This is a genomic window from Arthrospiribacter ruber (assembly GCF_019343195.1).
Taxonomy (GTDB): domain Bacteria; phylum Bacteroidota; class Bacteroidia; order Cytophagales; family Cyclobacteriaceae; genus Arthrospiribacter; species Arthrospiribacter ruber.
Window position 1 is genome coordinate 422663 of sequence record NZ_RPHB01000002.1, and the last position, 24101, is coordinate 446763.

A 24101-nucleotide genomic window follows, 5' to 3' on the forward strand; every position below is an offset into this window, starting at 1 on the left:
GTGAAAATAATTAAATTTCTTAACTTCGACTATGATAATAATCGTAACAGGCGTATCCGGCAGTGGAAAAACCACTGTGGGCACATTGTTGTCCAGAAAAACCAAGCTGCCGTTTTTTGATGCAGATGACTTTCATCCGACTTCCAACGTGGAAAAAATGACCAAAGGAATCCCTCTGAATGATCATGACAGAGGTCCATGGTTGGAAAACCTGGCTTCCCATATCCAAAAATGGAACAGAGAGGGCGGAGCGATTCTGGCCTGTTCGGCATTGAAAGAATCTTACAGAAATGTACTGCAGGTGGAAAAAAATATTTTCTGGGTGCACCTGAAAGGTGATAAACTATTGCTGGAAGAAAGGCTACAGAATAGAAAAAACCACTACATGAATCCTAGCTTGCTGGATTCACAATTGGACACTTGGGAAGAACCGGAATACGGATTCCACATCGATGTAAACCAAAGCCCGGAATCCATTATAAATGAAATTTTTACTCATATCAATTTTAAAAGTATGAAATCAAAACTAGGCATTATCGGCATGGGAGTCATGGGAAAAAGCCTTGCCCTGAATTTTGCGGAAAAAGGTATTGGTGTATCCGTGTTCAACAGAACAGTAGCAGGGCAAGAAGAAAAAGTAGCCTCCACTTTTGCAGAGGAAAACCAGGAATATCCCTTTCTGAAAGGATTTGACAGCATGGAGGATTTTCTCAGTTCATTGGAAACTCCTAAAAAAATACTTCTGATGATCCCTGCCGGAGAAGCCGTGGATGCACAATTAGATCAGTTGGGCTGGCTTCTTGAACAAGGCGATATCATCATTGATGGGGGCAATTCTTTTTATAAAGATTCCAATCGTCGTATTTCTGTAATGAAAGAAAAAGAAATCAATTTCATGGCGATGGGGGTATCAGGTGGAGAAGAAGGGGCCAGAAAAGGACCTTCTATTATGCCCAGCGGAAACAGGGAAGCCTTTGACGCTGTTTCTCCATTTCTTCAGAAAATTGCCGCCAAAGATAAAGAAGGCGGCCCATGCTTGACATACGTTGGGCCGGAGGGATCAGGACATTTTATCAAAATGGTCCACAATAGCATAGAATATGGAGAAATGCAGGCCATAGCAGAATCTGTCCATCTTCTTAAATATGGGCTAAAACTGAGCCATCCTGAAATCTCAAGAATTCTCAAAACTTGGCTTGGAGAAGGGCTGAACAGCTACCTTTTGGAAATCACTTCGGATATATTTCTTGCCAAAGAAGGCGATCAGTTTTTGGTAGACATTATCCTTGATGCAGCAGGTCAAAAAGGAACAGGAGGTTGGTCGCTTCAGACAGCTTTGGAGTACCATGTCCCCTATAGCCCTTTGGCTGAGGCAGTCACAGCCAGACAACTTTCTGCCCAAAAATCCTACAGATCTGAACTTTCCAAAGTATTCAACCACAGGTTCAGGGCCTTTGGAGAAGATAAGGTTATTTTGATGGAAAGAATCAAAAACGCATACAGTCTCTGTCGGATTCTCAACCATGAGACTGGCTTCAGCTTAATGAAAGAAGTCTCTGACGAAAATGGCTGGGACCTCGATTTCTCTGAAATAGCCAGAATTTGGACCAATGGATGTATCATACGTTCAGGATTGATGGAGGAATTGATCCATATTTACAAAGAGACAGACAGCCTCCTCAAACATAAAAAGACCATAACAAAAATCAGGGAACTGAAAACTGATCTTGCTTATATAGTTGGCTTAGGCTTGCAACATGATTTTGCCTTACCGGTGTTTTCAGCAGCAGCCAATTATCTTTTGGGAAGAATTACTGAAGATTCTGCTGCCAATATCATTCAGGCCCAGCGGGATTATTTCGGGGCGCACAGGTACCAGAGAAAAGATGGTCCTGAAGGAGGATCACACCATACGGACTGGTTGTCAATGAAAAAATCCACAGGAAAGTAACCACTAGATTCAAAAACCCATGTCAACCAAAACCTCCCTTATACCGCAAACCATCTGTTTGCTTTTGCTCACCTTGGTGTTGCAACCTGTTTGTGCTCAGGATTATATTTTAAAAAATGTTCATGTACTTACAATGGACGACCCAAACATATTAAGAAGTAAATATATCTGGGTAAGCGATGGAAAATTCAAAGCCATTTCGGACAAAACCGACACTTCTCCACCTAATGCAATTGTAATTGATGGCAAAGGGACATATATTTTCCCTGGGCTAGCGGAAATGCACTCCCACATCCCTACAACAGACACGGATGATTTCTCCTATGTAGTTCGAGAGGTTCTTTGGATATATTCCCGCAGATGAGTTCAGACTTGAGCCCGAGATGAAATACATGCCCGGATTGCAGGTGCAACAATGGGTCAATCAAAAGAAGCTTTTGGAAAACCAAGGCGTTCTAAAGCCGGAAAATGTCAAGCCCTATCTGGAATTTAGAGAAAAAATGTTACTTGCTTTGCATGAAGGCGGAGTACCGATCATCATGAGTTCAGACTCACCTCAGGTATTCAATGTCCCAGGATTTTCTGTTCACAACGAAATCAGGGCCATGCAAAATGCTGGTCTGAGCAATTATGAAATCCTTAAATCCGGGAATGTAAACGTAGCCAGGTATTTTGAGCTGGAGGGTCATTTTGGAAAAATACAAGAAGGCATGAGCGCGGATTTTGTGATGGTAATTGGGAATCCATTAGAGGATATGGAAAACCTGAAAAATGTAGAAGGGGTCATGTTACGAGGCCAGTGGATACCTGAAGAAAGAATCAAAAAAGAACTGGAAAGGATAGCAGAAAAGAACGTCCGAAAATAAAAAAAAGCCTCAAAAAGGCTTTTTTTATTTTCACTCATAGTGCTGGGTAACGAACAACTGAACTTAGGCTTTTTTCACATTTATTGCATTAGGGCCTTTTTTGCCATCTTTTACATCGTAAGTTACTTTGTCATTTTGGGCTACTTTGTCCACCAATCCTGTCGCGTGGACAAATACATCACTCTGGGACTCGTCATCAACGATAAATCCAAATCCCTTTGCTTCATTGTAAAATTTTACTGTTCCGGTAAGCATAATAAATCAGATAAATATGTGGTTAAATGTATTTTAAATGTAAATATCCCTGAGCAAAAAACAAAAATTTATTTCGTTAATTTAGCTGTATGAAAAAGCTTGTTCTAATCCGCCATGCCAAATCCTCCTGGGACAATCCCTATTTAGATGACCATAAAAGACCATTGGCTGAAAGGGGATTGAGGGATGCCCCTAGAATGGCCCAAAGGTTAAAAAGACGGTTCATACAGCCTGACGCCATGATTTCTTCTGATGCCGAAAGGGCAAAAAGTACTGCTTTGATCACCGCTGAAGGCCTTCATTTCCCTAAAGAAAAGATACATTTTATACGGGATTTGTACCATGCTTCAGCCGGTGAAATAATTCGGGTAATCAGAAGTTGTAGTGATCAAATTGATTGCCTTTTTCTTTTTGGCCACAATCCAGGATTCAATGATTTGGTCTGGAAAATGGGTTTTGAGATTGACAATCTTCCGACTTCAGGCCAATTCGGAATCAAGTTTGAAGCGGATTTCTGGTCAGAAATATCGGCAAAAAATGCAAAAAAGTGGTTTTACGATTATCCTAAAAAGGAAGAGTAGAGTGTAGATTTTTGATTGTAGATATGGCTGACGCCGACCCTTGTGGTTTTTATTAACTCGAGGGTCTTAAATGTGCCAGCAGGTTTCCAAGATGCCGCAATTTTTATAGTCAGATAGAATAGAAGCTGGGAAATGCAAATTCAAGCTAAAGCACTGTCAATAGCACCTCCTTGTCATACTGAGATTTTAAAATTTGGCATTTACAGAAAGGAAATGACAGTTGGTGTACGTCATCCTGAGTCATTAAAATTGGCATTTACAGAAAGGAAATGACAAAATTACGCGTCATGCTGAGCGGAGCTTGCGGAGTCGAAGCATCTCCCACATGGTAAGAGATTCTTCACTACGTTCAGAATGACGATCCCTCCATATCTGTCATTGGTATCCGGAGCTTGCGGAGGTGAAAGCCTGTCCCGCAGCATTGCGGGAGATCACCTTCCCTTAATAGTGGGAGATTCTTCACTGCGTTCAGGATGACGATCCCTCCATATCTGTCAATGGTACGAAGGAAGTATCTTTTAGTAAGCTTCATTTTCGTGAAATTTAAAACCACAGATGACAGGGATCTACACAGATCAAGCTTCGCTTGTGTGGGACGATATGAATTAGAAACAATATCCACGAAAATCTATTAGTATCCATTAATATCTACTAATATCCCAATTACCTAATTTAGAAGACCAAGCCTTCAATTTACTCAAAACCATATTTCAATTATATCTAACCTTTAACAACCTTCCCCCTCATCAGTTAATCAATTCTACAATTACACAATTAAACCTTTTCCCCGGAGATCCAGCTTCGCTTTGAAAAGTAGGATTGAATTAGTTTAATATTCAAAAATAACGCAGTTGACGATCAAACCTATCAAGCCGCCCATAAATCTTAAATCTACAATCTTCAATCTTAAATCTTAAATCTTAAATCTTCTCATGCCATCGGCACAACCTATCGGTAGCCAAATAGCGTCCAAGAATTCTTTCCGTCCTGTAGGTACGGTCCTCATATCAAATTACCGGTCTCCCTTTTGACTCAAGCAACAGATCTCCAAAGCCGCCCGTAAATCTTAAATCTACAATCTTAAATCTTAAATCTACCATCTCAAAACTCCCTCACATCCTGCAATACCCCTTCAAACTTATCTCTATGATTGATCAGATAAAGGATCTTTTCGGCTGCTTCCTGTGGACTGCTCAATTGATTGTTGGACTTCAGTTTTTCGAACTTATCCAAATTAGAAAATTCCTTTTCTGAAGCTCCTCTGATATCACCCTGCATATCCGTATCCACTACGCCAGGTGCCAAGGCAAAATATCGTATTCCTGTACCGTTTAAATCTGCCTCCACTTGTGCCGCTTCAGTCATCATGTTCAATGCCGCTTTGGAAGAGGAATATCCGGCCCAACCGTCAATGGCTTTTTTGGCTGCACCCGAACTGATATTGACCACGGTCTTCTCAGCATTCGCCGAAGCATAGTATTTTACAAAGGCATCCATCAAAAACATGGGAGCAACCACATTAAGATCAAAAAGCATTTTGATCTCCTCCAGCTTAAGCTTTCCGACGTGCCGGATTGGCCCAATCCAACCCGCATTATTGACCAAAACAATTTTAGAATACTCAGCTTCCGGAAAAATCCTGAAAAGATTTTCATCCAAAAGATCAAAATCACTCAGGTCAAAATTCAAAGGTGTAAAATTCTCTTTGTGGAGCATTTGTTCCGAACGGGCAATGCCGATAACTTCATTATCCGGATTTTCAAGCAAAGCATCCACCAATGCTTTTCCTATACCTTTACTGCTTCCTGTGATGATATATAATGATTTCATGTTTGAATTAAATTTTGAACTAAAAATACAAATTACTTCACTTTGTCAGTTAGAAATAGAATGGAAAAACCTGCCAGGTTTTTAGCTTTGAGCTATAAATATAGATTGAAAGTAAATAAACCTGGCAGGTTTCAAAATCCATATTTGAGACAACAAATACGATCTAATCTAAACCCTTCAATTCTTTAAACCAAAACTTTTTGGAATGTTCTACCCCATCATCGGTTTTAAACTTATACGCTGTGGAAATGGTCTCACCCAGATCAAAATCAACAGGCTTTTGAAAAATAGGGCCCTCAAAACAGAAGGTATGGAACTCCCCGTTTTCTCCACAGGGATCAATGGGCTTTTTAGCATTTTGGACCAATTCCAGACCCAATTCTTTACCTACCTGATTTTCTTCAAAAAGAGCTGCATCCGCAGCACAGACTAATGTCTTGAAGCCATGTCCCAAAAACTCCTCCAACAAACTTTCGGTATCTTTCCCCCAGAGTGGAAACACACATTCCATTCCCATTCCCCTAAGTTGATCCTCACGGTATTTTTTCAGATCCTCCAAAAAAATATCCCCGAAGGCAATATGGCTGACTCCTCCTTTCTTCAATTCTTTCAAATATCCTGACATTACTTTTTCATAGGCAGCATTGGTCTGGGAGGCAGGATAAAATAACTTGTCCAAAGGCAGGCCGATGGACTCGGCCTGCTGTTGGATCAAACTTTCATGTATGCCATGAAGCCCTACCCTTCTGCTTTCTTCCCCGAAAGTAGTGTGCAAACTGACCACCTCATACCTTTCATCCTTAAGCAGGCTCCATAGGGCAAAAGCGGAATCTTTGCCGCCGGACCAGGCTAAGGAAACTTTGACTTTGTTCATTGTATTTAATTTGATAATAAACTTTTCCAAAGTTTTAATTAAGTAAACACACTGCCTACAAACCTCAACTTTGGAAAAGCTATCCTAATCTCAACGGTATTGAAAAGGAAATATTAAACCTGACAGGTTATGGAAACAAGAAATGGGTTTTGACCAACCTTAATTCCATTAAAAAACCTGTCAGGTTTGCCCTTATACGATATCTAAATCAAATATTATTTAAACACAAATCCCGAAGGTCCCCTACCCGCAGGAATAGTTTTGACCTCTTCACCGTTTTCATCTAACACAATCACTGTACCATTGCCCTGAAAACCGTTGTTATCAGCCACAAAAACCCTGTTTTCACCAGCTTGAAACCCAATTCCATAAAACCCTGAACCTCGGTAAATGGAGGCATCGATGACATTTCCTTGTGAAAGGGAAATTTTGGCCACAGCATCATCATAATCCGGCCAACCTGTAGAAGTCACCACATAAGCTTCCCCATTTCGCCCCAAAGTCAAATTACTTGTTGCCCCTTCCAATGGGATTTCAATGGTACTTTGAACAGAAAAGTTATTGGTATTGATCCTGTGAAAAAATATCTTGTCAGATTGCCTGGCATATAGATGAAGATTTCCATCAATCCTTAAAAATTTAACAGGATTTCCGGGAATCTCTACCGTGCTCGCCAAAGTATCCGCCTCAAGATTGACCACATCCATATTCTGGGCATTGGCTACAAGGAGCCTACCTCCAACAATTTCCATTTTTTCGGGCCTGCTGGAAACAGCAATTTTCTTAGCCACAGCACCTCCATTGATGTTTTCCACTACTGCGATGTAGGATTCAGGACTATTGAAAATGGAGTCATAAGGCCCCCAATCAGAGATGTATAATTTATCCTGATATACTACTAAAGAGCGGCTAATGTCCAGATCATCGGCTACCGCACCCAAACTGGAAAAGTCTCCTGTGTCTACTACCTCCACTTTACCGGTATTGGCCACCAGATAAGTCCTACCATCACGCTCAACCAAGTCCTGTATCAAACCTGCAAAAGGCCTGTTGTTTACACTTTCAAAAATATCTGCTGTCACATTTTCTCCTCCGGTAAAATGGTACACCTCTCCATCATTGGCTCCAAATGCACCTTCATTGATAATAAGCACCCCTGATTCAAATTCTCCAAGAGGCACCTGTGGGCTTTCTCCTTCACAGGCCCAAAAACCAAATACCACTGCCAGTAGCAGCAAACTTTGTCTTACATTTTTCATATGATTTTAATTTGTTTTTAATTTGCCATATGGAATCTCGCATGTGCCAAGCAGTTCCTTTCGTGTATTATATCCTACACATTTGGATTCCTCAGTTTGGCTCGATTTCATAGTCTGATAGTTATATTAAGTTGATAATTTCTTCCTGGCATGGTACGCAGGCGCAGAATCTGGTATTCGGTATCCAATACATTGTGCACCTGAAAACCGGCTTGTCCTGCTAAAAAGAATTTTTCAGGAAACTGATACCTGAAACCCACATCCCACAGGCGGTAAGAAGGCAAACTGCCAATATTGTCTGTTGCAATAAACCGCTGCCCCACCCATTGGTGATTGACAAATGTTGAAATAAGCCCTCTTTCTACCTCCAATTGTCCTTGGGCCTTGTGTACCGGCGTGTAAGGCAGTTGCTTCCCTGCACTTCTGTCATTGGCATTGACGTCCGTATGATTGATGGCCCTGTTCAGGGCGTAGTTCCCATTCAGACCAAAAACAGTTCGTCCCAGTTTATATTTTGCATTGAAAGTATATTCCAACCCTGAGTTGTGTACATCCCTGATATTTTCCGGAGCCCAAAAGCTCCCTCTTGGCAACCAAATGATCCAGTTTTCTACCCACATCTGAAAATGGGTCAGGCTTTGTTCTAGCTGAAAAGCTCCCTTTTCCAATTGATGAACCAGCCCCATCTCCGCACTGTAACTTTCTTCCGGCAATAACTCAGGATTCCCTCCCGGCACCCAAAACCTATCATTCAGGGTAGGCACCTTAAAACTCCTGGCCAACATTCCCTTTAGCCCTAACTCCTGCCCCTTTCCGCGAAATACCATCCATTCCCCGCCCAAACTTGGTGTAAAGGGTGCGAAGTTGCCATCATAGACAAACTGACGCAGGTTAAGTGAAAAGCGCAGGTTCTCCTTCAGCAAAAAATTGCTGGAATGGTAAAATTCTGTTCGGCTTTCCTCCGCCTCATAGGAACTGAGATTGCCTTGGACAAATGTCTGTCTGACTCCGCTTTTGGCTTGGATTTCAGGCAGTATATTCCACTCAAGGTCTCCGGAAAGAAAATATTGCCGGGTTTGGTTCACCGACCCTACATTGAAAATCAACTCATCGTCGACCAAACCTGCCTTTAGGTTCAGCATGTTCTTTTCACCGAAATAAAAATAATCCACCACCCACCGCAGGTTTCTGTCCTGTTGCTGATCCTCTGTATTGGAACCTATCAGGGGAATAATTTCCCGATCTGTATCATTGTACCAAAGGGAACTGCTGATCTGGGATTTGGGTGAAATCATCCAGGCAAGATCCTGCACCAGACCGTACTGCAATACCCTTCCATGATCATGTCTTTCTATCGGGGTTCCTATTTTGGATAGATTTCTAAAAGGGAAATCATTGCGGGAAAAATTTCTGTACACCTGTGTGCGCGAGGAGAACTTTTCGGAAGAGTACCCAGCCTGCATGGACTGATTCCACAAACCAAAACTCCCCACATTGGACTGTACCTTAGCCTGAAAACCCTGATTGAATTTCAGGCGGGTATGCAGGTGAACTGAACCTCCAATGGCGTCTGTGCCAAACAAAGCCCCGCCTGACCCCAACAGGATTTCTGCCTGATCAAATCCACCTACAGGAAGAATCGAAAAATCTGCCTGCCCCAAAGAGGGACTGTTGATGGGCAAACCGTTCCAAAACACTGCATTATGCCCGGCAGAAGTGCCCCTCATCGTCAAAGATGCCAGCATTCCGGGTCCGTGCTGTCGAAGAAATAATCCTGTCTGCTTTTGTAAATACTCGGTAAAAGCCTGTCCCTGGAAACGCTCCAAGTCCCTTTCCTTTATCCGGATGACAGATTGTCCTTGCGCATATTTTTCCACAGGAAAAGAAAACACTTCCACCCCAAGGAGATCTAAGGTATCTCCATAAGCAGGCAAGGAGTCCGCTCTGGACAAAGCGTCAGCAAGACCAAAGGCCATACGGACCTGGCCAAAGAAGACCAAAGTAAAAAACAATAAAATACGCAATACCAATGCCTTTAGAATTAAATGATGACACATTTAACTCAAAGCCATTTCAAGTAATGATTGGAGAAAAAGACGAAAGTGGAGTAGGTAAAAACCTGCTTCCAATTCTGAATTTAATCCCAGCCTTTCAACCCGAAAGCTTTGAATCTAGAGGAAATAGGCAGGTCTCCTGGCTTCCCTGGATTTACCGGCCTTCTCACCCCGTCCCGATAGCTATCGGGAGCAAGACAATGGCATGAGGTGGGCAAATCACTATCCCGATTGCTCGGGATGGGGTTACAGTTGCGGGGACAGCTCCGGATTCAAACCGGATTCCCTTTTAATCCCGAACAAAATTTTGATTCGGGAACCATTTTCCAAGCGCAAACTTACACATGAATTTGAATTTTCCTTTCAGAAATAATGAAAAACATGTTTTTGTTGGCTAACAATTGGGCCAACAATCAGATTTATAGACCCCATCCTTTGAAGTTAACATTGGGTAATATTCAGAAAGGGTAATATAAAAATCAAGCGTCATGCTGAGCGGAGCTTGCGGAGTCGAAGCATCTCCTAAACAATGGGAGACTCTTCCTTCGTCAGAGTGACGTACGTTTCTGTCAATGGTAGTTTTTAAAATTGACATTTACGGAAAGAATATATGAGTATCCGCTTCATTGCACGTAGCCATAGTTTGTTTTGTACCAGTTCTTTCTGCTAAATTCTAATCAAAATTTGATTATGAAGCTACTTTTTCCTTGATGAAAAAGTAGCCAAAAAATCAAGAATTTCGAATCCTATCCACGCTCAAGGCATGCGCTGGCCCGGTCGAAATTCCTCCCACCCTCCAATATCCAAATTTACTGTTAAAAGTAAAGTTGGCGGTTTGGTACTGAAGGTTTAACGTGCAAGGATCCGGATACTCATAAAAGAATATAACGATTGATTAAAAACCCCGAAGGGGTTAAACTATGAATAGCCCCGGGTAGGCAACCCGGGGATTTTATGAAATTGAGTTGAGGCCCAACCCTAAAGGGGTTGAACTAAATCAAAAATAGACTTATGTCAATGGTAGTCGACATCCTAAAATCAAACTAATCCATCAGCTATCCCTATATTTGCCATTCAGTCCATATTGAAACCCTATGAATTTTCGCTTTCCCATACTAACAATTACCTTCTTTCTTGCTTTGACCTCTTTTTTTTCCTGCACTGAAAAAAAAATAGAGGACACCCAAGACCTTGAGGAAATGCCGCTGAGCTATGCTACAGGTTTTTCCATTTTTCAAGGTGAAGGCTACAAAGTAGTGGAAGTCAACAAAGCCTTTCCAGACCAAAAATCCATACTCAAATACTGGATCGGGGAAGGAGCCGATTTCACTCAGGAAATGGGCAGTTTCGATGCTATCATCCCCTCCAAACCCAAGCGGATCATCCTTACCTCCACCACTCAGGTGCCCCATTTGGATTATTTGGATATAACCGAGGCCCTGATCGGATTTCCCAATACTGACCTGATCAGTTCGGAGAAAACCAGATCACTGATCGCACAGGGACAGGTAATTGATTTGGGTTCCGGCGCCCAGGCCAACATTGAAAAGATGATTGACCTGGAACCTGATTTGGTTATGATATCCACCTTGGGCGATGACCTTCGCAACCTGGAGATGTTGAAAAAAGCAGGAATTCCCACTGTCCTGAATGGGGAATATGTGGAGCAACACCCTCTTGGCAGGGCGGAATGGATCAAATTCACCGGAGCGCTCACAGGAAAGTTTCAGGAAGCACTTGCTGCATTTGAAGAAATTGAAGCGGCATATTTGGAAGCCATTTCCCTAACGGACAATATCCATGAAAAACCAACAATCATGTCCGGTGTGATGTACAAGGACATTTGGTATGTGCCCGGAGCAGATTCTTGGGGTGCCAAACTGTTGGAAGCTGCTGGTGGAACTTATATTTTTGAAGATCAAAAAGGTAGCGGATCCACCCAACTCAATTTTGAATATGTATTGGATCAGGCTCAGGATGCTGATTTTTGGATTGGCGCTGCTGATTACCCAAATTTGCGTGAAATGAAAAATGCAGACCCCCGCTATGCCCATTTTTCTGCTTTCAAAAATGGAAATATCTATACCTATTCACAGAAAAAGGGCGCAACCGGAGGACTGGAATATTTCGAATTGGGTTACCTTCGTCCGGACCTTATTCTCAAAGACCTGATCAAAATCCTCCATCCTGAGCTGATGGAAGATTACCAAAGCTACTTCTACCAACAACTGGATGAAAGATAAGCCTAAATACCCCCTGCTTTTTGTCCTCGGACTTTTGATTTGCCTGCTGTGTTTTTGGGCCAATCTGGCTGTGGGTTCCGTAAACATTCCCTTCCAGGAAGTGATCGGGAGGTTTTTCGGATCCACCTTCAGCAAAGCTTCCTGGGAAACCATCGTGATGGACTATCGCCTGCCAAAGGCATTCACGGCTATATTAGCGGGAATTTCCCTTTCCCTCAGTGGACTTCAGATGCAGACCTTTTTCCGCAATCCACTGGCTGGACCTTTTGTATTGGGGATCAGTTCGGGAGCAAGTTTAGGCGTCGCCTTCTTGATCATGGCCGGATCGGCCTTTGGCTGGTCAGTGTACAGCGGTAACCTGGGAGTTTGGGCCATCATCATCGCTGCAAGTACCGGAGCGGTGTTGGTCTTACTTTTGGTGAGCCTGATAGCATGGAGGGTCAAAGACAGCATGACCTTATTGATAGTAGGTTTGATGTTTGGCTCTGCTGTTTCTGCAGTGATCTCCGTGCTTGCCTACTTTACCGAGGCCGAGCAACTCAAACTCTTTACGGTTTGGTCCATGGGCAGTTTGGGCAGTACACAGACCGATCAGTTGTTTGGCTTTGCCTTGGCCACTCTGATCGGTGCTATACCTGTAATTATGATGTTGAAATCCTACAATGCCATGTTGATGGGTGAAGCCTATGCCAGCAGTATGGGCGTCAACATCAACCGCCTGCGCTGGGCGATGATCATCAGCACCGGTATTTTGGCCGGGACAGCCACAGCCTTTTGCGGGCCCATTGCCTTTATAGGTATTGCCGTGCCCCACGTGGCCCGATTGGTATTCAAAACAGGTGATCACAGGATTCTTTTCCCCGCTTCAGCCTTGAGTGGCGCCATCATCCTTTTGGTATGCGATGCCTTCAGCCAACTGCCCGGCTCGGCCCAGACCCTACCCATCAATGCCGTCACCTCCCTTGTCGGCGCCCCTATGGTGATCTGGCTGATCTTGAGGAGAAACTTTTCGAAGGAGTTTTGAGGGGGAGACTGAAGATTTTAGATTTTAGATTTTAGATTTTAGATTGGGGTGACGTTGTATAAGTACTGTTCCTTCAAAATGGGGTTTAGTCGAATCAAGATGGTTAATTGATTTGATTAATTATCTTAGAGTCAAAATAATTTCCGCCGTGCTTTAGCCGGCGGGAAAGGCAGAGTCATAACTATTACCGACTTTAGTCGAAATATTTATTTTTTTTATAATCAATGGATATTAAAAGATTTTCTTACCTGCCCATCCCCCCTCCAAAGCGAAGCTTTATCTGTGTAAATCCGTGTCATCTGTGGTTATTATTTTTTCGATATTGAAAAGTGTAGATAGATACTTCCTTCGTCAGTATGACAAGGTGAAGCTATAATTAGTCTTTTACCTTGAATTTGCATTCCCAAGCGTCTTTTATATATCAATAAAAATCTGCGGCATCTGCGATATCTGCGGGAGAATAAAAAATCACCAGTACCGGCGGAAAAAATGCAACCACCTCTCTTTCCCCCACATCAAAAATTTCTCCTCAAAAACCCTTAAGTTTGGATCTCCACATTTTTGATTCAAATGCTACAGGCAAACCATCTCAGCATTGGCTATTCCAAAAAAGACAGCCCCACCCCAGTGGCAGAAGGGTTATCCTTTTCCCTTCAAAAAGGCAAACTCACCTGCCTCCTCGGTCCCAATGGCGTAGGAAAATCTACTTTGATCAAAACGATTCTGGGACAGCTTCCCCTCCTATCAGGAAACCTTAGCCTGGAAAACAAAGCCATCGCATCTTTTTCCCAAAAAGAACTGGCCAAAAAGATCGCTGTGGTACTGACCGACAAGGTGAACTCCGGAAACCTAACTGTTTATCAATTGGTATCCCTGGGAAGAATCCCGCATACCGGTTGGCTGGGAAACCTGTCTTCTCAGGACAAAGAGATCGTAGAAAGAGCCATTCAAGTCACCAAAATCCAGTATATCCGTGACAAAAGCCTGTCCGAAATCTCCGATGGACAATTACAGAAAGTGATGATTGCCCGGGCCCTGTGTCAGGATGGGGAAATCCTGATCTTGGATGAACCTACCGCCCACCTGGACCTGGTCAACCGATACGAGATCATGCATCTATTGAGAGAAATCGCCATTCAGGAAAACAAAGCTGTGTTGGTTGTCACCCACGACCTGGATATTGCCATCGATACAGCAGATGTCTTTTGGTTGATGCAGTGCGGATTTCCTCTGGTGCACGGAAGTCCTGAGGATCTGATTTTGGAAGGAAAAATCAACCTCATGCTACCGGATGAAAAACTGGTCTTTGATCCGGAAAATGGGAAAGTGCAGGAGTCCCGCAATTGGAACTCCCCACTGATCTCCGGAGATCCCGTGAAAGTCAAATGGGTCCAAAATGCCCTGAAAAAATCAGGAATTGATTTCTCCAATTCTCAAATACAATTGAGCATCCAGCAAAACCCTTTTCAGATTGAATATACTAATGAACCAGAAAAGCTTACCTTCATTTCCATCGAGCAATTGGTTTCTCATTTGGCAAATAGAACAGTTTCAAAGCGATAAATGATTACGTGCAATTAAGCGGATACTTATAAAATTGATTAATAGTTTAATTCTGGATATTTACAATACTAATATCCTAATAGAAATTTAAATACATGATTATCCGCTTTCTTACCAGTATAGCTTTAAATGTGGTATAAGCCCGTGATTTCAAGCCAATATCAATGAATATCTAATATCTATTAGTATCGGATTGATCCAAGCCCTTATTTAAATTGGTAAGTGCTCTAATTGCAGATATACTTATAAAATTAAATCCAATAATCTCTCAAAGCTTTTTTATCCCCAAATCCTTTTTCCCTATTTTTACAATACCACTAACAGCTTCTTTTTTTCAATGGCTTATAATGATTCAAGGCGAGCTGCTTTTCGTCTCTTTAAAAAACTAAAATATGGCTGGGTTTGGGCCAGCTCCACTTTTCTGGGCAACTTTGCCCTGGCCATCTTCATATCCTCTTTTTTCAACCAACTGGGTTATCCTGATGACCTCAACTATGTCTTTTTCCTAAGTATTCTTGCCGTGGGGCTTTGGGTTACTGAAGCCATACCACCTTTTGCCGTTGGCATATTCATCATAGCAGGGCTCTTATTGGGATTTGGAACTGATTTCGTCCTCGGGGAAGAACATAAAACCCCTGTGGAAATGTATCTGGGAACCTGGACCAGCAATGTCATCTGGCTCCTTCTCGGCGGTTTTTTCCTGGCCGAAGCCATGAGCATTGCCAATCTGGACAGGGCATTGTTCAGATTTACCATCAAAAAATTCGGTTCTGATCCTAACAGATTGCTTTTGGGGCTGATGCTGACCACCGCGGTAGGCAGTATGGTCATGTCCAATACGGCGACCACAGCCATGATGATTTCTTCTATTTTGCCTCTTGCCAGAAACATGGGTAAAGGATCCTCATACTCAAAAGCCCTGCTTGTAGGTATACCCGCAGCAGCTACACTTGGGGGCATGGGTACAATCATAGGAAGTACTCCAAATGCAATTGCTGTCGGAGCACTGCAGGAAAAGGGAATCAATATCACCTTTGTAGAATGGATGGTTTTTGGTTTGCCTACAGCTTTGGCCAGCATTTACATTTTCTGGAGGTTTCTAGTGAAAAAACTTCAGCTCTCCAAGGTAGCGCTGGATTTGAGGGATATGATGAAAAAACCAGCCTCCAAAAATAAGTTTGAGGTCTATGCAGTCTTGTTCACCTTGTTTATTACGGTATCCATGTGGATCACAGAACCTTTACACGGTATCCCTATCGCTGCTACATCAGCCATCCCTATTGTTTTACTCACCTTATTTCAGGTAATAAAAGCGGAAGATGTGAGAAGATTGCCTTGGGACACCTTGATGTTGGTGGCAGGAGGATTGGCACTGGGTATTGCTATGGTGGATGTAGGGTTGACCGATATCATCATGGAAAAAATAGCTGCATTACCGATCGCTCTGGTTGGGGTGGCGGTAGTTTTCGCCATCATCAGTGTACTTATTTCCAATATCATGAGCAACACTGCTGCTTCTGCCATCTTGGTTCCATTAGGTCTGGCCCTACCCGGCATTTGGGGATTTGCAGTTCCTCTGCTGGTCGCCTTGAGCTGTAGCTGCGCCTTGTTGCTACCTGTTTCTACACCTTCCAATGCCATTGCATTCAGTACCGGCATGGTTGAGCAAAAGGAATTCCGGCCCGGAGGTATACTAATGATCTTCGCCGGACCTATTTTGGCTTTTGCAACGGTAATGGTGTATGTGTTGGTTTTTGCAAATCTTTAAACTTTGAAATGCTCCTTCTTGATTCATTATTCATCATTCATTATTCGAAATTATGAATATCGAACTCCGAACATCGAATTATGAATACCGAAGGAAAGAGGTCACTTCAAGAAGATTAGATATGAGACACAAGAAATGAGATGTGAGATGTGAGACTTTCCTACCTACAACAGGCTAGTAAACAGTTAATCAACTACACAATTCATCAATTAATCTACATTTTATCACTTATAACTATTCACTTATTTTTCCTCCCTCATCCTCCTTCCCCGCCTGGATGACCAGTCGGACAGGCTTCCTCCCCCTCCTTCTTGATTCATTATTCATTATTCGAAAATACGAACACCGAACATCGAATGATGAATATCGAAGACAACTGTCACTAACCTCTTATCCCCCCTCATCCTTCATCCCTCATCCTTCATCCTTCATCCCTCATCCTCCCCCATAATAGCTGACAAAAGCGCCCCAAATCGTCAGTCGTAAATCGTAATTCGTAAATCCCCAGTCGTAAATCCTCAAGCCTCCTTTACCACTCTTTTCATTTTCTCCAAGCCTGTCTTTGCCACTTCCAGCGCATCTTTTTCCCAATATTCTCTGTTAAAAAGCTCCAAAGAGAGCACCTTCTCTCCTCCCATTCGCTTTAAGGTCTGTATGATTTCCTTCATAGGAGCAGCCCCATCTCCGGGATATACCCTATCCTTGTCTTCTTGCTTCTCACGGGGAATATCACTCACAAAATCATTCATATGAAACACCTCTATCAGGTCACCGCTCAGCATTTTGAGCCCTTCATAGCCCGATCCTCCACGGAATAGGTGATACACATCCGGCAATATTCTGGCATCCGGGTCATCGGCCACTGCAGCCACCATCAGCGTTTGACCAAGGTGATGGAAATGCGGAAAAGCTCCCCAAAATTCCAATTGGGGCATCACCCCAGTTTTTCTTCCCAAATCCAATAGCTGCGCATATCTTTCACCTGCTTTAAAAAGATCTAAAGGTGCATCTACACCAGCTGCCGGGGCAGCTACCCGCACGCAACCGATGGAAGCCAAAAGCTCCATCTCCTTTTCCATTTGCGAAAAACCCTCTTTCCTTTTCTGGGCATCATCTACCATCCATGGTGCAAAGCCTATGGCGTTCTCACAACGTATACCGGCATCATTCAGTTTGGACTTAAGGATTGCAGCAGATTTTCCAGATTTGATGTATTCCTCAATGTCTCTGACCCAAAGCTCCACCCCAGTATATCCTGCCCTTGCCGCTATTTCGATATAGCCTTCTATCCCGGGATTTTGTCCCATGATAGTACTGGTATTTAAGCAATAAGTGAACTTACTTTCTTCTTTTCTTGGAGAAGCTTTTACAGCAAATGGCGCGGTAAGAAGTGCACCCGAGCTCAGCCCGAGTGTCTTGATAAGGTTTCTTCTTGAAATCATGACAATTGGTTACAATAGGTTTATCCAATATTAAAGTATACTGTATAAGCCGGAAGGCTTTCAAAAACTAAATTACCCTATAAGATCTTCATTTTTCAACCACTTATAAAATATTATGGGGCTTTACCATAACAGACCTAAAAATTTTGTTAAATTGTTCAACTAAATAACACCCAGTAACCAAACCTATGAAAAGCCTATTTTTTTACTTTCTTGCCTTTTTGATCTATGCCCCTTCCGTTTATTCGCAAGGTGACTTTGCCTATCAGCAACCTTATAGGGAAAATATCCTGTTAGACCAGGAAATAGTATCCGGTGGCTACTATGTAGATCCTTCCAAGAATATCGAGGGCCACCCCTACTTTGAATACAGAAGCTTTGAACTCGGCCAAATCACCATCAATGGACTCCAATACAAAGATGTCCCCTTGCTCTATGACATATGGAATGATGAGCTGCTGACTTTTCAGCCAGTGTACAAAAAGAAAATCCTCATCCGGGCCGATAAGATCGACGAATTTCAATTGGCTAACAAAAGACATTTCATCCGAGTAGATGAAAATCCCGGATACATACACCACCGAAATGGCATCTATGAATTATTGGAGGAAGGGAAAATCAACCTCCTGGCCAAACATTTCAAACGGACCAAAGACAAGAGGGATGTCAGTAAGTTTTCGGACGTTTTTTATGAAAAAACAGATTATTTCCTTCGAAAAGGAGATGATATAGAAGTGATCAGACGAAAAAAACAGGCAAGGGAATTTTTGGACATGGATAAAAAAGACTTTCGCCACGCAATACGGGGAGAAAGACTCAGCTTCAAAAGCCAAAGAGAAGATTTTTTAAAAAGATTGGTTCAATACATTAACCAAGAAAAGCCATGAAGTTAAAAGCATTCTTGATATTGATGTTTTTAGGGTTTGCATGGCAAGAATGTCTGTCCCAGACAACCCCACAAAAATTCACAGGAATGTATCCCGGCATTAGCTTTCAGAGGTTTTCCCGACAGATTGAGCAGCAGAGTGACTACCGCTTTTATTTTCTCGAACAAGACATCGCTGAGATTGAGGTCAATATCAGTGCTTCGGACAATACACTGGATCAAATGCTTCAGGCAATTTTCGATGGAACTGCACTCAAGTACACCATTGATGAGAAAAAAAAGGTTTTCGTAACTCGGGACAAGAAGCTCGACCTCTCTCTCCGACCTGACTTTTTCACTTACGTTTCCACTGATGAAAGCGACAGCATCGGCAGACAGCAGGATATCCAACGGGAATTTTCCAGAAACAAACTTTATGTAATTGGGAATCCCTCTCCCCAAAAAGAAGCCGTATTAAGAGGGAAAGTCACAGGATTGGACACGGGAAACCCGGTCTTTGGAGCGGTGATTTTTGAAAGGGTGAACTATACCCGGGCAATAGCCAATGAGGAAGGCGAATATGCCATCACCCTCCCCGTAGGAAGGCACACTCTTTTTATCCAAAACCTAGGAGGGTTTATAGAACAAAGGCAGATCAGCCTTCAGAGTGACGGAATACTGGACATAGCCATCGAAGAAAACATCATCTCTCTGGACGAAGTCACCATCAGCTCAGAGAAAATGTCCAATATTGCAAGACCTGAAATGGGTGTACAATCGCTCAATATTCAGTCTATGAAAAAATTACCTGCTGTCCTGGGAGAGGTAGATGTCATCAGAAGTATATTGACCCTGCCGGGAGTGCAGACGGTAGGTGAGGCATCTGTAGGCTTCAATGTAAGGGGCGGAGCTGCGGATCAGAATCTGATCCTGATGAACCATGCCACCATCTATAACCCTTCCCACTTGTTTGGGCTTTTTTCGGCATTCAACCCCGACATGGTAGAATCTGTGGAGCTTTACAAGGCGGGGATTCCAGTGCAATATGGAGGCCGCTTATCTTCGGTATTGGAAGTAAATTCCAAATACGGCAACTCTGAGAAAGTGAAAGTCGCCGGTGGGATAGGTCTGATGACCAGCAGACTTACGGTAGAAGGGCCTATTGGAGAAAACACCACTTTTATACTCGGAGGCCGGTCCACCTATTCGGATTGGATACTCAACATTCTGGAAGAAAATACGGACTTCTCCGATGCCAGAGCGGCATTCTATGACCTCAACTTCAGCATGTCCCACAAGCTAAATGAAAAAAATATTCTCCGCTTCAATGCCTACAACAGCCGGGACAATTTCCGTTTTGATAGGGATACCACCTTTTTCTACGAAAACAGGAACATCAACCTTTCCTGGACCCATTACCTCAACGAACAGACAGAAGCCGAACTCGTGGTGGGATCTGATTTTTACAGCTTTGATATAGAAGGGAGAGACAACCCCAGTAATGCCTATGATTTTGGATACAATATCAGGCAGGAGTTTGCAAAAATAAATGTCCGGTATGAGCTGAATGAAGAGCACAAACTGAATTTTGGCATACACAGCATCCGTTACAGACTGCAACCGGGCAGATTGGGACCATCCGGACCCGAGTCCATTGTCATGGAAGAGCGCGTCAATCAGGAACAGGCATTGGAAACATCCTTTTTCCTTGGAGACAATTATGAAGTGGATGACAGACTCACGGTCAACTATGGTGTCAGATATGCCCTCTATCATTACCTTGGTCCCAACACTGTGCGGGAATATCGGGAAGGAGCGCCACTCTCCCCTCCCAATCTCATTTCCGAAAGAAATGTGGCCGCAGGAAATATTATCAACACCTACCACGGACCCGAATTCAGGGTTTCAGCAAGGTACATTTTGGATAATATCTCATCCATCAAAGCCGGATACAACACAGGGCGACAGTTCATACACCTTATTACTAACAATGCCGCCATTGCTCCTACGGACATCTGGAAACTCAGTGACCCTAACATCCGTCCACAGTGGGGCGATCAGCTTTCTATTGGATATTACAGAAACCTCAAGATTGACAAGTTTGAATTTTCGGTAGAAGCTTACCACAGGACACTGAGAAATTTGATTGATTTCAGTTCGGGAGCAACACTGGTTTTGAACAATGCCGTGGAACAGGATGTACTGAAGACTGATGGCCGGGCTTATGGAGCGGAGATCTTGCTGAAAAAAAATACAGGCAAACTCAATGGCTGGGTCAGCTACACCTACGCCCGATCCTTGCTCAGAACCGCAGAAGATGAGCCGGGTGAAAAAATAAATGACGGCAATTGGTACCCAAGTAATTTTGATCAGCCACACAATGCCGTACTGGTGGGAAATTATGAGTGGAGCAAAAGATTCAGCACTTCAATCAATGCCAATTACAGCACAGGAAGACCAATTACACTTCCTGTAGCACAATTTTTATATGGGGGAAGCCAAAGGGTTTATTTCTCTGACCGAAATGCTTACAGGATTCCGGACTACTTCAGAATTGACCTTTCGGTAAATATTGAGGGCAATCACAAAGTGAGGAAACTTGCCCATTCCTCCTGGTCTGTAGGAGTGTACAACCTATTGGGCAGAAGAAATCCATACTCTGTCTTCTTCACCCCTATCAACGGTACGCTTGAAGGCTTTCAGCTCTCTATTTTCGCACAGCCAATCCCTTTCATCACTTACAATTTCCGAATATGAAAGCCTTTTTGACTATTTATTCTCTTTTACTGTTCATCCTTCTTGCCACAGGCTGTAGGGATCCTTTTGAACCGGAAATCATCAATCAGAATCTGGCCATTTTGGTAGTAGAGGGATATGTGGAAATAGATGGGATTTCCGAAATTACCTTGAGCAGGACCGCTAATGTACGGGACACTTCACAAATCAATATGGTTGCCGGCGCCAATGTTTTTCTCACGAGAGATTCTGGAAATGAAAGATGGGATTTCACTGAAAAACAAGGAGAACCCGGAAAATACGTGGTAGATGAAAACCTCAATCCCAATTGGGAATATGTGCTGCACATCTGGCTCCCGGACGGTCAGCGGTTCAGGTCCAAGGCCATGAGTCCAATCATCACTCCAGAAATGGAGGAGTTGGGCTGGCTTCGGGATGATGCAGGTGTGGAGATTTTTGTAAGCACACAAGGCAATAATGAAGCACAGTACTTTTTATGGAGCTTCAACGAAGACTGGATTTTCAATGCCGGTGTAGCTTCTTTCTTGATCTTTGAAGAAGAGAGAGTCCGAAACAGGACGGAAGAAGAAAGAATAGACAGATGCTGGGACAATACCCGACAGCCTAGGATTGTACTTCAAAATTCAGCAAGATTTGATGGGAACACCATTTTGGAAAGGGAACTCGTAAGGATACCCAACCTATCGGAAAAACTTCAGAGGCGCTACAGCATAGAAGTGATACAGCGGGCCATAGATCAGGAGGCCTTTGACTTCTGGGAAATCCTGAGAAAAAACTCAGATGACATAGGCGGCATATTCAGTCCCATGCCTTCTTTGATCAGTGGTAATATTGAACCTGAGAATGCCTCCTCAAACCAAAAAGTCATCGGGCATGTGTCCATGGGGAGATCTGCTAGCAAAAGAATCTACATCGATAATGCAGATGTATTTCCTTGGCGGGTAGAGATCCCTGAATACGAATTTTGCAACCTCAGTACAGATACCATTCCTGTAAGCAATGCGCCTTCCCGCTTCAGGGGAGGCACAGAAATCCCCGCAAGAGAGGTACTGCAGGACTTTTTACTGATAGGTTACAGAGGAGCATCCCGGCAATGTGCCGACTGTACCTTGAGAGGAAGTAATGTAAGACCTGAATTCTGGGAAGATTGATATGAAAAAGTTGATTGTACTTATACTCCACCTGTTCATATGCCTTTCGTCCGCAGCACAGGTTTTGCCGGAGGAAAAGGTATTTGCCCACCTTTCCAAAAAGATTCTGGTAACTGGAGAAAACCTGCATTTTTCCGTAATGGCCAGAAGCGAAAATGCCCCCTCTCCTTCTGCTATGGCTTATGCAGAATTGATAGACAGGACAAATCAACCGGTAGCTCAGGTAATCATTCCCCTAGAACAGGGCTTTGCGGAAAATCAGCTAGAAATCCCCTCTCATCTTCCTTCAGACCACTACCTCTTTAGGGTTTACACCAGAATAAGCCCTTATCTTGGTGAACAGGGGATTTTTAACCAATTCATCACGGTTATCCATCCTTCCCTTCCTCCTGACACCTCTCAACCGGTAAGGAATATGCAATTAGAGACTAGGCAAAGCCGAAAAAAAATCGACCTGGATCTGACTACAACACCGACCTCCGGCACCTTTAACATCCCTTTCGGCCTTGGTCCGAAGCTTTCGAAAAGCAGCCTATCCATTTCATTAAAAAACCCTTATTTAAGTGAGGAATTACAGGGATATTTCTACAATGAGGTCTATCAAAAAATATCTCAGCCGGCAAGACTTATTCCCGAACCTTTGGGACACATTGTGCATGCCAGGACTCCCATGCATCAATCTGACACAAGTGAAACATTTTTCCTTTCTTCCCACGGTACCCAGTCCATCCTCAACTCTGCAAAACCAAGCCCTCAAGGTGAGCTGTTTTTTGACCTGGGAGCACTCAGGGATTTTAATTTCCTCTTGGTTCAATCTGCCAATCAGGAAAAACAATTGGACTTCAACCCGCAATCCCCTTTTCTGAACATCCCTTTTCATACGGAATTTGGGTTTCCCCAACTTTCTTTGGAAGAAAAAGACAGGGAATTCCTTCAAAAACTTTTGCTTGCAGGCCGGTCTGAGAATTATTACATGGAAAGTGAAAAGCAAGCTTTCTTACCCATTGCCACCGGTTTTGTTGCGGACAAAACTTACCTCTTGGATGATTACAACAGGTTTGAAAATATGGAAGTGACCTGGAAGGAATACATACCGGAAGTCCTGGTGAGGCGTCAATCCAGAAAACTGGTCTTGAGGGTACTGGACAAACCTCTGTCTGCCGTATTTAGGGAAAACCCACTGGTACTGATCGACGCCATGCCCGTTTTTGAAATAGACCGCCTGGGCAAATTTGATCCCCAAAACTTTGAGAAAATAGAAATACTTGCACGTGAGTTTTTTCTGAATCAGGACAGGTTTGCCGGAGTGATCAGCATCACTTCATTTGAGAATGATTTTGGAGGCTTTGAACTCCCGGAAAACTCACTTTACCTTAATTATTGGCCTGTCCAAGCCACCAAAAAATTCATCAGCCCGCATTTGGTCAAACTACCTGTCCCCCCAAACTTTCCTGATTTCAGGTCTTTACTTTACTGGAACGCAGATGTAGAAGGGCAAATGGAACAACAGTTCCAATCTTCTATGACACCTGGTGTATACGAAATCGTGATTTCAGGAATTATGGAAAATGGAGATTTTGAAATTCATGTGGATGAATTCAGAGTCGAAGAAGACTGA

18 protein-coding genes and 1 riboswitch are annotated in these 24101 nt (G+C 43.1%); of the genes, 12 read left to right on the forward strand and 6 right to left on the reverse strand.

Going from position 1 to position 24101, the window contains the following annotated elements; translation table 11 throughout:
- The first annotated feature begins 31 nt into the window (after positions 1–31).
- The 3 genes from gndA to EGN73_RS22485 are packed head-to-tail and all read left to right on the forward strand — an operon-like array spanning position 32 to position 2817.
- Positions 32–1951 carry an NADP-dependent phosphogluconate dehydrogenase gene (gndA, locus tag EGN73_RS04790; RefSeq protein WP_219287332.1) on the forward strand — a complete coding sequence of 640 codons (1920 nt, stop codon included), beginning with the start codon at positions 32–34 and terminating at the stop codon, positions 1949–1951.
- 19 nt (positions 1952–1970) lie between these two features.
- Entirely contained in the window at positions 1971–2315 is a 345-nt protein-coding gene (locus EGN73_RS22480; protein WP_246611472.1) for a hypothetical protein, read from the forward strand.
- 19 nt (positions 2316–2334) lie between these two features.
- A complete protein-coding gene (locus EGN73_RS22485) occupies positions 2335–2817 on the forward strand; it encodes an amidohydrolase family protein (RefSeq protein ID WP_246611473.1) in 483 nt (160 codons plus the stop codon).
- A 63-nt stretch (positions 2818–2880) separates the two neighbouring features.
- On the opposite strand, the gene EGN73_RS04800 is transcribed toward EGN73_RS22485, so the two are convergent.
- Complete coding sequence (locus EGN73_RS04800) at positions 2881–3072, reverse strand: cold-shock protein (protein ID WP_219287333.1); 192 nt, start codon at positions 3070–3072, stop codon at positions 2881–2883.
- Positions 3073–3161: 89 nt separating this feature from the next.
- Between EGN73_RS04800 and EGN73_RS04805 the strand changes: the two genes are divergently transcribed.
- Positions 3162–3653, forward strand: a complete 492-nt coding sequence (locus tag EGN73_RS04805) for a SixA phosphatase family protein (protein WP_219287334.1) — start codon at positions 3162–3164, stop codon at positions 3651–3653.
- A gap of 1101 nt (positions 3654–4754) precedes the next feature.
- On the opposite strand, the gene EGN73_RS04810 is transcribed toward EGN73_RS04805, so the two are convergent.
- The 4 genes from EGN73_RS04810 to EGN73_RS04825 form a co-directional block, all read right to left on the reverse strand.
- A complete protein-coding gene (locus tag EGN73_RS04810; protein WP_219287335.1) occupies positions 4755–5483 on the reverse strand; it encodes an SDR family NAD(P)-dependent oxidoreductase in 729 nt (242 codons plus the stop codon).
- Between the two features lie 163 nt (positions 5484–5646).
- Positions 5647–6357, reverse strand: a complete 711-nt coding sequence (locus EGN73_RS04815) for a Dph6-related ATP pyrophosphatase (RefSeq protein ID WP_219287336.1) — start codon at positions 6355–6357, stop codon at positions 5647–5649.
- Positions 6358–6572: 215 nt separating this feature from the next.
- On the reverse strand, positions 6573–7616 hold the full coding sequence (locus tag EGN73_RS04820; RefSeq protein ID WP_219287337.1) for a YncE family protein: 1044 nt from the start codon (positions 7614–7616) through the stop codon (positions 6573–6575).
- Positions 7617–7723: 107 nt separating this feature from the next.
- A complete protein-coding gene (locus tag EGN73_RS04825) occupies positions 7724–9673 on the reverse strand; it encodes a TonB-dependent receptor (protein WP_246611474.1) in 1950 nt (649 codons plus the stop codon).
- 109 nt (positions 9674–9782) lie between these two features.
- A riboswitch (cobalamin riboswitch) is annotated at positions 9783–10009 on the reverse strand.
- Between the two features lie 755 nt (positions 10010–10764).
- On the opposite strand from EGN73_RS04825, the gene EGN73_RS04830 reads away from it, so the two are divergent.
- The 4 genes from EGN73_RS04830 to EGN73_RS04845 all read left to right on the forward strand — a co-directional run bounded on the left by EGN73_RS04830 (position 10765) and on the right by EGN73_RS04845 (position 16268).
- Entirely contained in the window at positions 10765–11913 is a 1149-nt protein-coding gene (locus tag EGN73_RS04830) for an ABC transporter substrate-binding protein (protein ID WP_219287338.1), read from the forward strand.
- Positions 11903–12937, forward strand: coding sequence for an iron ABC transporter permease (locus tag EGN73_RS04835; RefSeq protein ID WP_219287339.1), 1035 nt, complete (start codon positions 11903–11905; stop codon positions 12935–12937). The genes EGN73_RS04830 and EGN73_RS04835 overlap by 11 nt, the downstream gene beginning before the upstream one ends.
- 570 nt (positions 12938–13507) lie before the next feature.
- Positions 13508–14500 (forward strand): ABC transporter ATP-binding protein, encoded by a 993-nt coding sequence (locus tag EGN73_RS04840; protein WP_219287340.1) that lies wholly within the window; start codon positions 13508–13510, stop codon positions 14498–14500.
- A 337-nt stretch (positions 14501–14837) separates the two neighbouring features.
- A complete protein-coding gene (locus tag EGN73_RS04845) occupies positions 14838–16268 on the forward strand; it encodes an SLC13 family permease (protein ID WP_219287341.1) in 1431 nt (476 codons plus the stop codon).
- 518 nt (positions 16269–16786) lie between these two features.
- Here the strand turns inward: EGN73_RS04845 and EGN73_RS04850 are convergent.
- Positions 16787–17710, reverse strand: a complete 924-nt coding sequence (locus tag EGN73_RS04850; protein ID WP_219287342.1) for a sugar phosphate isomerase/epimerase family protein — start codon at positions 17708–17710, stop codon at positions 16787–16789.
- Between the two features lie 188 nt (positions 17711–17898).
- Between EGN73_RS04850 and EGN73_RS04855 the strand changes: the two genes are divergently transcribed.
- The 4 genes from EGN73_RS04855 to EGN73_RS04870 are packed head-to-tail and all read left to right on the forward strand — an operon-like array spanning position 17899 to position 24101.
- Complete coding sequence (locus tag EGN73_RS04855) at positions 17899–18597, forward strand: hypothetical protein (protein ID WP_219287343.1); 699 nt, start codon at positions 17899–17901, stop codon at positions 18595–18597.
- On the forward strand, positions 18594–21332 hold the full coding sequence (locus EGN73_RS04860; RefSeq protein ID WP_219287344.1) for a TonB-dependent receptor: 2739 nt from the start codon (positions 18594–18596) through the stop codon (positions 21330–21332). The genes EGN73_RS04855 and EGN73_RS04860 overlap by 4 nt, the downstream gene beginning before the upstream one ends.
- On the forward strand, positions 21329–22483 hold the full coding sequence (locus EGN73_RS04865; protein ID WP_219287345.1) for a DUF4249 domain-containing protein: 1155 nt from the start codon (positions 21329–21331) through the stop codon (positions 22481–22483). Before EGN73_RS04860 ends, EGN73_RS04865 begins: the two co-directional genes overlap by 4 nt.
- Before the next feature lies 1 nt (position 22484).
- Entirely contained in the window at positions 22485–24101 is a 1617-nt protein-coding gene (locus tag EGN73_RS04870) for a hypothetical protein (RefSeq protein ID WP_219287346.1), read from the forward strand.

Excerpts from the sequence above, each read along its gene's own strand:
- gndA (WP_219287332.1), top strand. The coding sequence starts at position 32 with ATGATAATAATCGTAACAGGCGTATCCGGCAGTGGAAAAACCACTGTG.
- EGN73_RS22480 (WP_246611472.1), top strand. The coding sequence starts at position 1,971 with ATGTCAACCAAAACCTCCCTTATACCGCAAACCATCTGTTTGCTTTTG.
- EGN73_RS22485 (WP_246611473.1), top strand. The coding sequence starts at position 2,335 with ATGAAATACATGCCCGGATTGCAGGTGCAACAATGGGTCAATCAAAAG.
- EGN73_RS04800 (WP_219287333.1), bottom strand. The coding sequence starts at position 3,072 with ATGCTTACCGGAACAGTAAAATTTTACAATGAAGCAAAGGGATTTGGA.
- EGN73_RS04805 (WP_219287334.1), top strand. The coding sequence starts at position 3,162 with ATGAAAAAGCTTGTTCTAATCCGCCATGCCAAATCCTCCTGGGACAAT.
- EGN73_RS04810 (WP_219287335.1), bottom strand. The coding sequence starts at position 5,483 with ATGAAATCATTATATATCATCACAGGAAGCAGTAAAGGTATAGGAAAA.
- EGN73_RS04815 (WP_219287336.1), bottom strand. The coding sequence starts at position 6,357 with ATGAACAAAGTCAAAGTTTCCTTAGCCTGGTCCGGCGGCAAAGATTCC.
- EGN73_RS04820 (WP_219287337.1), bottom strand. The coding sequence starts at position 7,616 with ATGAAAAATGTAAGACAAAGTTTGCTGCTACTGGCAGTGGTATTTGGT.
- EGN73_RS04825 (WP_246611474.1), bottom strand. The coding sequence starts at position 9,673 with ATGTGTCATCATTTAATTCTAAAGGCATTGGTATTGCGTATTTTATTG.
- EGN73_RS04830 (WP_219287338.1), top strand. The coding sequence starts at position 10,765 with ATGAATTTTCGCTTTCCCATACTAACAATTACCTTCTTTCTTGCTTTG.
- EGN73_RS04835 (WP_219287339.1), top strand. The coding sequence starts at position 11,903 with ATGAAAGATAAGCCTAAATACCCCCTGCTTTTTGTCCTCGGACTTTTG.
- EGN73_RS04840 (WP_219287340.1), top strand. The coding sequence starts at position 13,508 with ATGCTACAGGCAAACCATCTCAGCATTGGCTATTCCAAAAAAGACAGC.
- EGN73_RS04845 (WP_219287341.1), top strand. The coding sequence starts at position 14,838 with ATGGCTTATAATGATTCAAGGCGAGCTGCTTTTCGTCTCTTTAAAAAA.
- EGN73_RS04850 (WP_219287342.1), bottom strand. The coding sequence starts at position 17,710 with ATGATTTCAAGAAGAAACCTTATCAAGACACTCGGGCTGAGCTCGGGT.
- EGN73_RS04855 (WP_219287343.1), top strand. The coding sequence starts at position 17,899 with ATGAAAAGCCTATTTTTTTACTTTCTTGCCTTTTTGATCTATGCCCCT.
- EGN73_RS04860 (WP_219287344.1), top strand. The coding sequence starts at position 18,594 with ATGAAGTTAAAAGCATTCTTGATATTGATGTTTTTAGGGTTTGCATGG.
- EGN73_RS04865 (WP_219287345.1), top strand. The coding sequence starts at position 21,329 with ATGAAAGCCTTTTTGACTATTTATTCTCTTTTACTGTTCATCCTTCTT.
- EGN73_RS04870 (WP_219287346.1), top strand. The coding sequence starts at position 22,485 with ATGAAAAAGTTGATTGTACTTATACTCCACCTGTTCATATGCCTTTCG.